The organism is Micromonospora sp. NPDC003944 (assembly GCF_053605225.1).
This window is the reverse complement of the sequence record NZ_JBSGIV010000021.1, coordinates 63,395-75,511: the sequence shown is the minus strand read 5'-3', so window position 1 is coordinate 75,511 and position 12,117 is coordinate 63,395. Positions and strand designations below refer to the sequence as shown.

6 protein-coding genes and 1 pseudogene are annotated in these 12,117 nt (G+C 70.7%); 2 read left to right on the top strand and 5 right to left on the bottom strand.

What is annotated here, in order from left to right:
• Positions 1–107: 107 nt before the first annotated feature.
• The 5 genes and pseudogenes from ACWER9_RS13370 to ACWER9_RS13350 all read right to left on the bottom strand — a co-directional run bounded on the left by ACWER9_RS13370 (position 108) and on the right by ACWER9_RS13350 (position 9,861).
• A complete protein-coding gene (locus tag ACWER9_RS13370; RefSeq protein WP_452302091.1) occupies positions 108–4,154 on the bottom strand; it encodes a discoidin domain-containing protein in 4,047 nt (1,348 codons plus the stop codon).
• A gap of 721 nt (positions 4,155–4,875) precedes the next feature.
• On the bottom strand, positions 4,876–6,810 hold the full coding sequence (locus tag ACWER9_RS13365) for a Na+/H+ antiporter NhaA (RefSeq protein WP_452302090.1): 1,935 nt from the start codon (positions 6,808–6,810) through the stop codon (positions 4,876–4,878).
• 43 nt (positions 6,811–6,853) lie between these two features.
• Positions 6,854–8,359, bottom strand: coding sequence for a tripartite tricarboxylate transporter permease (locus ACWER9_RS13360; protein WP_452302089.1), 1,506 nt, complete (start codon positions 8,357–8,359; stop codon positions 6,854–6,856).
• Between the two features lie 106 nt (positions 8,360–8,465).
• A pseudogene (locus ACWER9_RS13355) lies at positions 8,466–8,768 on the bottom strand (tripartite tricarboxylate transporter TctB family protein); the annotation flags it as partial.
• Between the two features lie 73 nt (positions 8,769–8,841).
• Positions 8,842–9,861 (bottom strand): tripartite tricarboxylate transporter substrate-binding protein, encoded by a 1,020-nt coding sequence (locus ACWER9_RS13350; RefSeq protein WP_452302088.1) that lies wholly within the window; start codon positions 9,859–9,861, stop codon positions 8,842–8,844.
• Between the two features lie 145 nt (positions 9,862–10,006).
• Between ACWER9_RS13350 and ACWER9_RS13345 the strand changes: the two genes are divergently transcribed.
• Together ACWER9_RS13345 and ACWER9_RS13340 are read left to right on the top strand one after the other, a co-directional pair.
• Positions 10,007–10,690, top strand: coding sequence for a response regulator transcription factor (locus tag ACWER9_RS13345; protein ID WP_452302087.1), 684 nt, complete (start codon positions 10,007–10,009; stop codon positions 10,688–10,690).
• A 4-nt stretch (positions 10,691–10,694) separates the two neighbouring features.
• Positions 10,695–12,107, top strand: a complete 1,413-nt coding sequence (locus tag ACWER9_RS13340; protein ID WP_452302086.1) for an ATP-binding protein — start codon at positions 10,695–10,697, stop codon at positions 12,105–12,107.
• Positions 12,108–12,117 lie beyond the last annotated feature (10 nt).

Genomic DNA, 12,117 nt, shown 5'->3' with positions numbered 1-12,117 from the left:
GGCGTCGAGCCGGAGTGCGGTAACCGACCTAAACACCCGCATCAGGTGGCGGGACAGGCACGACACGGTGGGAAGCGGCTCGGGATGCCGCCTCCCACCGCGTACTCCTAGGAGTTGTACGCCTGCGCGGTCACGGTGACCTGGCGGGCGAGGTTCGACCGCACCGGCCAGGAGATCCGCACCTCGCGAGTCTCCCCCGGCAGGAGCCAGAAGTAGTTGTCGTCGTAGCGGGCCGGCAGGACCCGCTCACCACCCTTGTCGCGCACCGCGAGCCGCACCAACGCGGCGACCGTACGGCCCTGGTTGCGGACCGTCGTGGTGACGGTGTTGCGTCCGTCCACGACGCGGACGGTGCTCGACGACGTCGACAGTCGGGTGCTCGGCAGGTCGTTGAGCGCCCGCAACTGCTCGGCCTTGTCGTAGCGCCAGTACGTGTTCTCCGCAAGCAGCCGGTCGCGGCCGTCGCGCAGCTCCAGTCGCACCAGGTGCAGCCCGCCGCCGTCCGGCGCGGCGAGCGGGAAGACCGCAGTGGTGGCCGACCGGGCCACGTCCACGCGCTGACGCTGGGGCGCACCCAACGGCCGGCCGCTCAGGTCGTACCGTCGGGCACTCACCGTGACCCCGCTCAGCGGCGCGGCGGTGTGGTTGACCACCCGGACCTGCCAGCTGCCCGGGTCGGCCTGGACGTGCACCGGCTCGCACCCCTTGCGGGCGCCGTAGTAGGCGCCGTTGACGTCGAGGTCGTAGTCGTAGGTCTGCCAGACCGTGCTGTGCCACGCCGGGTGCGACATCCACAGCAGCAGACCCGTGGCGTCCTGCCACAGGTTGGCGTTCCACGCCTCGAACATGGCCCGGTGGCTCTCGTAGTTGACGAACTGCGCCCGGGTGGCGAACTCGTCGAGCGAGGCGGACTCACCGAGCCGCGCGTCGATCGCCGCCTGGTACGTGCCGACGCGCTGGTTACCGATCGTCGACCAGTCGTGGTAGTTCCACACCTCGCTGATCGGCCACTCCGGCGCGTCACCGACGAGGTTGCGCATGCTCTCCACCACCGACACGACCGGCATGCCGATCTCGGTGTGGAAGCCGAAGGAGTCGGCCTCGTACATCGTGACGTCGGTGTAGGTGCTCGGGTCGACCCAGTGGTACGGCCCGCGCCCGCTCACGATGCCGCTGGCCGAGTTGGGAATGTAGAGGATCTCCGGGTGCTCGGTGCTGACGGCCTGCTTGAGGCCGGCGTCGACGATCGGCGGCGGGTCCCCCTCGTTCGCGCCGCACCAGACCACGATGCTCGGGTGGTGGCGGAACCGGCGGATCGTGTCGGCGGCGATGTCCACGTAGCCGGGCGGGTTGGGCAGGAACCCGCCGGCCTGCCAGAAGTCGTTCCACACCAGGATGCCCTGCTCGTCGCAGGCCTGGTACAACTCCTCACGGTTGCTGCTGCCGAGCCAGTTGCGGATCATCGTGAAGTTCATGTCCCGGTGCATCTCGACCGTGTCGGCCAGCCGGTCGGGCAGCACCCGACGCAGCAGCTCGTCCCAGCCCCAGTTGCCACCCCGGGCGAACACCGGCACGCCGTTGACACTGATCTTCAGCTCGGTGATCTTGTTGCTGACCGCCTTGACGTCCGTCCAGCGCTGCCCGTCGTCGGACACCTGGATGACGAAGTCGCGGGCGTACGCCTGCTCCCAGACGATGGTGACCTGGTCGAAGGTGACAGGTGCGCCGAGGTCGACCTGGATCCACTGGTTGTCCTCGAACGCCGACGACCACCGGGTCCGCGGGTTGCCGTCGACGGCCCGGTCCGGGCCGTTCGAGTCGCCGTCGGACGACGACGCGGTGGCGGCCTTGCGCAGGGCCAGGTCGACCTCCGGCGCGGCCTGCCGCTGCACCGAGAGCGCCCACATGGACACGCCCCACGAGGTGACCCGCGCGCCGGTCTGGATGCGCAGGTGCTGGGCGGTCTGGCTGGCGAACGTCTCGACCTGGGTGGCCCGGCTGCCCAGCGGGGTGTCGTTGCTCACCGACGTCACGTCGCCCCAGGCGTCGCCGTCGACGGAGACCTGCACGCGGTAGTCCAGCGCGTACGCCTGCTCCCACACGATGGTGACCCGGTCGAAGTCGACAGCCGCGCCGAGGTCGACCTGGATCCACTGGTCGTCCTCGGCCTGCGAGGCCCAGCGGGTCGCCGGGTCGCCGTCGACGGCCCTGGCCGGCCCGTTGCTGTCGCTCTCCGACGACGAGGCGGTGGCGTCGCGGCGCAGGGCGAGATCCGGGCCGGTTCCGTCGGCCACCGACAGCGAGAACATCGAGATGCCCCAGCCGGTGGCGCGCTGGCCGGCCTGGATGCGCACGTGCCGCGCGTACTGCCGGGCGAACGTGACCAACTGGGTGGCCGCGCCGTCGACGAACTCCAGCGCCGGCTCGCCGGGCGGCGAGATCACGATCGGCTGGTGCCAGTCGTAGGCGAACTCGCGGATACCGAAGCGCAGTGCGCGCCGGTCGCTCACCGAGCGCTTGACGGTGGCGGTGAGCGTGAGGTCGTACAGGTGGGGGTCGCCGTAGCCGTTGGGCCACCACAGCTGGGGCTTGCGTAGGCGCAGGGCGGGGAAGCGCTCCGGCGCGAAGGTGACGGTGGTGCTTCCGCCGGCGGGTACGGTGACGGTGGACTCGACGCGTACCTTGTCGAACTCCGCGCGGACGGTGACAGTGGTCGCGGTGGTGGCCGCGTTGCGGACCGGCACCCGGATGGTGACCTCGGCGGTGTCGGTGCGGGGCAGGTCGGGCAGCGTGGTCTGCACGTGCGGGTCGCCGACGACGACGGCGCCGGTGCTGCGCAGCCGGACGTGGTCCCAGAGGCCGGTGACCCGGTCGCGGACGGCCGGCATCCAGTCCCATCCGGACACCGCCAGGTAGGTCGGCGCGTCCAGGTAGTGGTGGGCCGACTGGAGGAAGGTACGGCCGTCGGGGCCCTTGTCGCCGGGGGTGCCCTGGTGCGGCATCGGGGTGACCCGGACGGCGAGGACGTGTTCGCCCCGGTGACCAGCGAGGGCGTCGGTGATGTCGAAGGCCGCCCGCGCGAACGGGTGCTTGACGCTGCCGACCTGTACGCCGTTGACCCAGGCGGTCGCCTCGTGGTTGATCCCGTCGAACTCCAGCCAGACCCGGCGGCCGGCCGAGGTGTCCAGGTCGCGCGGCAGGCGCAGCGCGCGCCGGTACCACCACGTGTGCCGGGACAGCGCCTCCGGGATGCGCATGTTGTTGAGGCCGCTCACCGGGTCGGGCAGGTGCCCCTGCTCGACGAGGGTGCCCAGCACGGTGCCGGGCACCGTCGCCGGCAGCCACGACCGGACGTCGACACCGGCGCGGGAGAGTTCGGCGCCGTCGGCGGTGCCGGCAAAGTCGTCAATCGTCAACGACCAGCCCGACTCCAGCGGCACCGTACCGTCGGCGGCGACCTTCAGCTCGGGGGCCGGGCCGGTGTTGCCACCCTCCCAACTGGTCCAGCCCTCGGCTTTCGGTCGGCCGGCCAGCGGCACGCCGTAGACCTGGAAGCCGTTGAGGCCCACCGGGTTGCTGTTCGAGCGCTTCATGGCGGTCATTCGTACCCACCGGGCGGTGACCGGCTCGGGCAGCTTGATGGTCTGCACGCCGCCCTGGCCCTCGCTGGTCTCGTACACCGTGCGCCAGGCACTGCCGTCGGTGGAGACCTCGATCCGGTACGCCGTCGCGGCACTGGAGAGGATCTCGTCACCGTCGGTGTCGGTGTAGTTGCCGTCGAACGGCCCGTCGGCGAGCGTGGCCTCGAAGACCAGCGAGACGGCCTCGACCCGGCACAGCGCCTGGAGGTCCACCGAGATCCACTGTGGGTCACCGTTGGCGGCGCGCCACCCACTCCCCCGGACGCCGACCTGCGCCAGACCGTCCACGGCGAAGGTGGCGGGTGTCGGCGCGTAGTCGGTCGAGGAGACCGCCACCGGGCGGTACCGAGCCAGGTCGGTGGCGGTCGGGGTGGCGGTCGGGGTAGCCGGCGGCGTCGGCACGGCGGCGGACGCGGGGGCGTCCGGCAGCGCCGCGGTCACCCCGACCGAGGCGAGCAGCGTCGCGCCGGCGGAGAGGAAGGTACGCCGCGACATCGGCGATGGGTCGGACATCGAGCCTCCAGACATGACAACGTTGTCAGACGACAGGATCTGTGACAACGTTGTCAGATGGTGGCTCGATGTTTCCCGCGAGTCAAGGGCTCGAGTCCAGCGTGATTCCACGAACACGTTCCGCGCACTGTTCCACTTCGGACATGGCCGCGCGCTGTCGCGTGCGGCGCTGAACCTGCCGGTGATCGGAGTCGGCCAGGCATCGCAATCAACTGCGAGCCCAGGGCTTCGGCGCGGGCGGTTCCCAACCACCGCGATCTTGCACTTTCTGTGGCGACATAAGGCTCATCTCCCACATCTCGGCAACCCAAACTGCAAGATCGCCGGGGCTGCCGGCCCGGCCTGCGTCGATCATGGAGTTGTGGTGCGCCACATCAGGGGCTTACACGGAGCTTTTGGCCACCACAACTCCCTGATCGAGGGGCAGGGGGCGAGGGCTCGTCCCCACTGGCCGAAAGAACGACCCACACTGGTCGCTGATGTCGCAAACGATTCAGCTCCAAAGGTGCCGACCGACACCTCACGACCGAGGTGGCCCGGAGGCGGATCCCAGGTCACGGAGGCGGACCGCAGGTCACGCAGACAGAGCACGCAGGTCACGCAGGCCGACTGTTGGCGAGGTGTCCATCCGTACCCCTGAGCAAGCCGGCACCGCCGACGGCCGACAGGCGACCGCGGCGCCCGTCGACCACCTGGCCCGCAACGACCGCGCGCCCGACGGTCAGCGCGCCGGCCCGGCCTCGCGGCGCCCAGGTTCGCGGGGGTGGTACTCGGGGCGGAGCTTCGCGCTCGCGAACGCCGCCTTCACCGCCGCCGAGAGCGCGGCGATGTCGTACGCGCCGTGGTGTCGCCGGCCGTTGATGAAGAAGGTCGGGGTGCCGGTGACGCCGCTGAGGTCGGCGGAGTCGACGTCCTCGGCGATCCGGTCCACGCCCATCCGCTTCACCATGTGCTCGCGGAACGCGTCCAGGTTCAGGCCGAGCTGTTCGGCGTAGCCCAGCACGTCGGCGGGGTCGAGAGCATCCTGGTGGGCGAGCAGCAGGTCGTGCATCTCCCAGAACGCGCCCTGCTCCCCCGCCGCCTCGGCGGCCTCCGCGGCCAGTTGGGCATGGGGGTGGACGTCGGTGAGCGGGAGGTGCCGCCAGACGTACCGGACGTTTGCGAAGTCGGCAAGCAACTCCCTGACCACCGGCTCGGCCTGCCCGCAGTAGGGGCACTCGAAGTCGCCGTACTCCACCACCGTCACCGGCGCCTCGAGCGACCCGCGCATGTGGTCGCGATCCGCATCGACCGGCAGCATCAGGTCGACGATCCCCTCGGTGACGCCCAGCAGCGCGCGGGTTCGCCGCGCCGGCGAGAGCCGCCCGACGGAGCGGAACAGCAGCCAGGTGACGAGGGACGCGCCGAGCGTCGCCACGATGATGCCGAACTTCGCCTCGTCCAGGGCCGGGCCGTTGAGCGCATGGGTGGCGATCAGGAGCGCGACGGTGAACCCGATGCCGGAGATCGTCCCGACCCCCGCGACGGCAAGCCAGCCGACAGGTGGCCGGAATCGGTTGCCGCTCAACCGGGTCACCAACCACGCGGTGGCGGTGATACCTGCCGGCTTGCCGACGATGTACGCGACCACGACGCCGAGCGTGACCGGGGAGGTCACGGCCCTGGCCAACAGGTCGCCGTCGATCACGATGCCGACGTTGGCAAGCGCGAACAGGGGTACCACCACGTAGCTCGCCCACGGGTGGTAGAGCGTCTGCAGCCGCTCGTTCGGCGACAGCGCCGAGATGAGCCCGGACCGGGCCATCCGGGCGAGCTGCGGGGTGGGTTGTTCCCGGAAGAGGCGGAACTGGTCGCTGGCCCGTTGCAGGTCACCGCGGCCGGGGGCGTAGGCGTAGGTCAGCAACCCCATCACCAGGCCCACCGCGACCGGGTCGACACCGGACATCGAGACGGCGATCCAGGCCGCCACGCCCAGCAGCGCGTAGACCGGCCCGAACCGCACCCCGCAGCCCCGGACGAGCAGCACGACGCCGAAGATCGCCGCCGCGACGACAAGCGCCGTCAACGAGGGGTGATGGGGGTACGCGATGGCCAGCACCGCGATCGCCACCACGTCGTCGACGACGGAGACGGTCAGCAGGAAACCCCGCAGCCGTTCCGAGAAGCGCGGCCCGAAGACGGCGAGGGCGCCGAGCGCGAGCGCCGTGTCGGTGGCCATCACCGCGCCCCAGCCCGCAGCGGTGGTGTGCCCGGCGTTGATGGCGAGGTAGATGGCGATCGGCACGAGCATGCCGCCGACCCCGGCGAGCATCGGCAACGCCAGGCGACGCCGATCCCGCAACTCGCCGATGTCGAACTCGCGGCGCAACTCCAGCCCCGCGACCAGGAAGAAGAACGTCATCAGACCGCTGTTGACCCAGGTCCGCAGGTCGTCCGACAGGTGCCAGTCGCCGAGCTGTACGGAGAAGGAGGTGCTCCAGACCGACTCGTACGACGACGCGCTGAGGTTCGCCCAGACGAGAGCCACCACCGCGGCGACCAGCACCACCCGAGCGCCGCCGGTCTCGGTACGCAGGAACGCGCGCAGCGGCGCGTTGAACCGCCCCTCCCAGGCGGTTCGGCTGGTCCAGCCCCGATGCGGGTTGTCGCTCGTCACGGGGACAATCTTCGTCGACCTGACCGTCACGCGGTTCGGATTACTACTCCTCCTCGGCGAAGACGACCTCGCGACGCCGGCGGATCGTCGGGAGGACGGCGACGACGAGCGCGGCGACCGTCAGGGCCAGCAGCGCCGCGGAGATCGGTCGGGTCAGGAAGACCGACGGGTCGCCACGGGAGATGATGAGCGCGCGGCGCAGGTTCTCCTCCAGCAGTGGGCCGAGGACGAAGCCGAGCAGCAGGGGCGCCGGCTCGCACCCGCACTTGATCAGGATGTATCCCAGGATCCCGAAGAACGCGATCGCGTAGACGTCGTACGCGTTGGAGTTCAGTGAGTAGGTGCCGATCGCGGCGAACAGGATGATCATCGGAAAGAGCACCTGGTACGGGATGCGCAGCATGCGTACCCAGAGGCCGATCAGCGGCAGGTTCAGCAGCAGCAGGAGCACGTTGCCGATCCACATCGAGGCGATCAGGCCCCAGAACAGCGCCGGCTCGTCGTTGATGACGTTCGGGCCCGGGGTGATGCCGTGCACGATGAACGCGCCGATCATCAGGGCCATCACCGGGTGGGCGGGCAGGCCCAGGGTGAGTAGCGGGATGAACGACGTCTGCGCGGCGGCGTTGTTCGCCGACTCGGGGCCGGCGACGCCCTCGATCGCGCCGCGCCCGAACTCCTGCTGCCGCTTCGAGATGCGCTTCTCGACGGCGTACGAGGTGAACGATGCCAGCACGTGGCCGCCGCCGGGCAGGACGCCGAGCGCGGCGCCGAGGCCGGTGCCGCGCAGGATCGGGGCGACGATCCGACGCCGGTCCTCGCGCGTCGGCCAGAGGTTTGTCACCCTGCTGACGATCGCCGTCCGGGTCTGCTCGTTCTCGAGGTTGCGCAGGATCTCGGCCACCCCGAACAGGCCCACGGCGACCGACACGAAGTCGATGCCGCCGTACAGCTCGCGCTGCTCGAACACGAACCGGGGCGTGCCGGTGTAGATGTCCTGGCCGACCGTGCCGAGCAGCACGCCGAGCGCGATCATCGCCAGTGCCTTGAGCGCGGTGCCCCGTGCCAGCGCGATCGACACGATCAGACCGAACAGCACGAGGGAGAAGTAGTCGGCGGGACCGAACTTCAACGCGACACTTGCCAACGGTGGGGCCGCGGCGGCGAGCACCACGGTGGCGACCGTACCCGCGACGAAGGACCCGATCGCCGCGGCCGCCAGGGCCGGACCGGCCCGGCCCTGGCGAGCCATCTCGTGCCCGTCCAGCGCGGTCACCGCGGCGGACGACTCACCGGGCAGGTTGATCAGGATGGCTGTCGTCGAGCCGCCGTACTGGGCCCCGTAGTAGATGCCGGCCAGCATGATCAGCGCCGTGACCGGCTCGAAGCTGAACGTGATCGGCAGCAGCATCGCCACCGTCGCCGTGGGCCCGATGCCGGGCAGCACACCCACCGCGGTCCCGAGCAGCACTCCGACGAAGCAGTAGAGGACGTTCTGGACCAGCAGGGCCGTCGAGAAGCCCAGCGCGAGGTTGTCGAGGAGTTCCATGCCTCAATCCGGATGTCGCGTCAGGACCCAGCCAGGGGCCCCACAGGGGGATCCGTAGCTGGAGTCCGACGACGAAGATGAGCGTGCTGGCCACGGTCAGCCCGGTGGCCACGGCCACCGCCGTGAGCGGCCGTACGCGTGCGCTGGCCAGGGTGGTGAGCAGCGCGGTCACCGCCGTCGTCGGTACGAACCCGAGGCGCCGGATGGTGAACCCGAAGAACAGGACCGCGAGCACGATGACGGCGACCGCCCGCCACGGGACCGGCCCGAACGAGATCACCTCACCGGCGACGAGCCCCTTGCCGATGATCGCCAGGCCCAGCGCGCCCACGGCCGCGCCGACCAGCAGCGGGAAGGCGCCGGGACCCATCCGCGTGGGGGTGCCCAGCTCGTAGCCGAGCGCCCCCACCACGAATGCGCCACCGATCAGGACGAAGATTCCCCCGGCGAGGACGTCCGGGTACGACCGACGGCGCTCCACCTCAGGAGACCTTGACCCCGGCGTCGGCGATGATCTTCGCCCAGGTGCCGAGCTGCTCGTCGAGTTTCGCCCGGTGAGCGTCCGGGGTCGCGTCCTGGGCCGGGACGGGAGCGGTGCCGAGCTTGGCCATCTGGTCGATGACCTTCTGGTCGGCCAGGGCCACCTGCAGCGCCTCGGACAGCTTCTGGACGATCTCCTTCGGCGTGTCGGCCGGAACGTAGAGACCGTGCCACACGCTGACCTTCAGCTGCGGCAAGCCGGCCTCGGTGGTGGTGGGCAGGTCGGGAAGGCTCTTCACCCGCTCGGGCGTGGTGACCGCGTACGCCTTCACCTTCCCGGCGGCGATCTGGCCGCTGGTGTTCGTCGTCTGGTCGCACATGAAGTCGACCTGGCCGCCGACGAGGTCGGTCAGCGCGGGACCGGTGCCCTGGTACGGGACCTCCTGGAGCTTCACGCCGGTGGTGGTCTGGAACAGCAGTCCGCACAGGTGGGACGCGGCGCCGATGCCCGCATTGGCGAGCGTGACCTTGTTGGCGTTCGCCTTCACGTGGGTCACCAGGTCCTGGAGTGTCGCGGGCGCGAAGTCCTTGCGGGCGACGATCGTCATCGGCACCTCGGTGACCAGCCCGACCGTCTCGAAGTCCTCCAGAGGCTTGTAGCCGAGGCTCTTGTAGAGGGCGGGCGCCGTCGACATGCCGATGTGGTGCATGAGCACGGTGTAGCCGTCCGACTTGGACCGCGCGACCTGGCCGGCGCCGACGGTACCGCCGGCGCCCTCGACGTTCTGGACGACGATCTTGCCACCGAGCTTCGCGGCCATCGGCTCGGCGATCATGCGGGTGACCGTGTCTGTCGGACCGCCCGCGCTGAACGGGACGACGATTGTGATGTTCTCGTCCGGGTAACTCGCGACGTCGCCGCCGGTGGCGCCCCCGTTACCGGAACACGCGGCGGCAAGCGAGACGACACCGATCGCGGCGATCATCCGCGCGGCGGCCCGGTACCTGCTTGTCGTTCGCATACGGCGACCTCCCCATCAACGCATGGACATTCCTCGGCGCGTCAGTGGCCCCCAGTCTCTGCTGGTCGGAGCCGGGTTGGTGTCAGAAAAATCCCAAGAACCAGGGCCGGCACGAGAGCCGATCCGGGCCGTACAATCCGCTGCTATGCGGATAACCGTCATCGAGGATGACGACCGCGTGGCGCGAGGGCTGGTGACCGTCCTGACCCAGGCGGGCTTCGAGGTCCACCGCGTCGCCACCGCCGCCCAGGCCGTGCGCGCCGCGCCGTCCGACGTGGTCCTCGTCGACCTGGGTCTCCCCGACGGCGACGGGCTCGACGTGATCCGCAGGCTGCGCGACCACCCGCAGACCGCAGTCATCGCGGTGACCGCACGATCCGAGGAGCACGAGCGGGTCCGGGGCCTGCGCGCCGGCGCGGACGACTACATCGTCAAACCGTTCGGCGTCGCGGAGTTGCTCGCCCGCATCGACGCCGTCCTGCGGCGGACCCGGGCCGCTCGCGCCGTCGGACAGACGGACGAGAAGCTCCTCCTCGGCCCGATGCGGATCGGCGTCGGCACCCGCGAGGTCAGCGTCGACGGCACCCTCGTGTCGTTGACCCGCAAGGAGTTCGAGCTGCTCCTGCTGCTGGCCCGGCGGGCACCAAACGTGGTCAGCCGCGACGTCATCCTCGACCAGATCTGGGGCGCGACCTGGGAGTCGTCGAGCCGCACCCTGGACACCCACATCGCGACGCTCCGGCACAAGCTGGGGCCGGACGTGGCCATCCGTACAGTCCACGGCGTCGGCTATCGGCTGCTGGCCGACCAGCCGGAGCTGACCGGCTGACGTCATGCACCGCCGGCTCCTCGTCGTCCTCGTCCCCCTCGCGGCCCTGCTCGTCGCGGCGCTCGGGGTGCCGCTCAGCGTCACCGTGGCCGAACGCGAGATGCAGGAGACGTACGTCAACCGGCTGGGCGACGTGGGCCGGTTCGCCTCGCTTGCCGAGACCGCCCTGTCGACCGGCCGCACCGAGGCGTTGCAGCAGGAGCTGACGCGGTACCACGAGCTCTACGGCATCCCGGTCGCGCTTATCGACACGTCAGGCGCGGTGCTGCTCGGACCGGCCGACGCGTACCGGAAGGCGGCCCGCACCGAGGCCACGTTGCCCACGATCGTGACCGCGGCGCTTGCCGGCTCGCGGTCCGAACCGTCCTGGGAGTGGGCACCGTGGGACGACTCGGCACTCGTCGTGGCGGAGCCGGTCGGCCGGGACAGCGAGGTGGTCGGCGCCGTCGTGACGATCTCCGACCTGTCCCGGACGCGCGAACTCATCCTCGTACGCTGGGCCCGGCTGGCCGGGCTCGGGCTGCTGCCGCTGCTCGCGCTGACGGCCGTCGCCTGGCCCGTGTCGGCGTGGGTGCTGCGGCCGGTGCGGAAACTGGACGCGGCGACCTCGCGGATCTCCGCGGGCGACCTGACCATCCGCGCCGACGCCGAGGCCGGCCCGATCGAGCTGCGACGGCTCGCGCAGTCGTTCAACACCATGATGGACGCCGTCGAGAACGCCGCCCAGCGGCAGCGCGCGTTCATCTCCGACGCGTCGCACCAGTTACGCAACCCGTTGACAAGCCTCCGGCTCGCCGTGGAGAGCCTGGCACCGCACCTGCGGCCCGAGGGCGACGGGCAGCAGGTGTACGACGTCGCCGTCGACGAACTGAAGGCGATGCAGCGGATGCTGAACTCCCTCCAGGCCAGCGCGCGGATGGAGAGCATGCGGAAGGCCTCGCCAGTGGACCTCGACGAGGTACTGGCGACCCGGGTCGACAGGTGGCGGGCCCTGACAGCCACGGCCGGGCAGACACTGACTGTCGACGTACCCCCTGGGTTGCGGTTGTTGGAGCCGCCGGGCGGCCTGGGCAGCATCCTCGACGAGCTGATCAGCAACGCGTTGCGGCTGTCCGGCGCGCAGGTCGTGGAGGTGAGCGCCGACCTCGATCCCGCCGGCGCGGTGGTCACGCTCGCCGTGCGGGACGACGGCCAGGGCATCGACGCGTCCGAGCGGGCCCAGGCGCTGCACCGGTTCTGGCGCTCACCCCGGCACCAGAACGTGCCCGGGACCGGCCTGGGGCTGGCGATCTGCGCCGGCCTGATCACGGCGGCCGGGGGTGAGCTGCGGCTGGCGGACGGCCTGCCACGTCCGGACGACTCCGGGCACGGGCTGGCCGCGCTGGTGGTGCTGCCTGTCGCTCCCGCCTCGGCCTGACCTGGTCCCG

Coding starts and splice junctions, on each gene's coding strand:
- ACWER9_RS13370 (WP_452302091.1), bottom strand. CDS start 4,154: ATGTCCGACCCATCGCCGATGTCGCGGCGTACCTTCCTCTCCGCCGGC.
- ACWER9_RS13360 (WP_452302089.1), bottom strand. CDS start 8,359: ATGGAACTCCTCGACAACCTCGCGCTGGGCTTCTCGACGGCCCTGCTG.
- ACWER9_RS13350 (WP_452302088.1), bottom strand. CDS start 9,861: ATGCGAACGACAAGCAGGTACCGGGCCGCCGCGCGGATGATCGCCGCG.
- ACWER9_RS13345 (WP_452302087.1), top strand. CDS start 10,007: ATGCGGATAACCGTCATCGAGGATGACGACCGCGTGGCGCGAGGGCTG.
- ACWER9_RS13340 (WP_452302086.1), top strand. CDS start 10,695: ATGCACCGCCGGCTCCTCGTCGTCCTCGTCCCCCTCGCGGCCCTGCTC.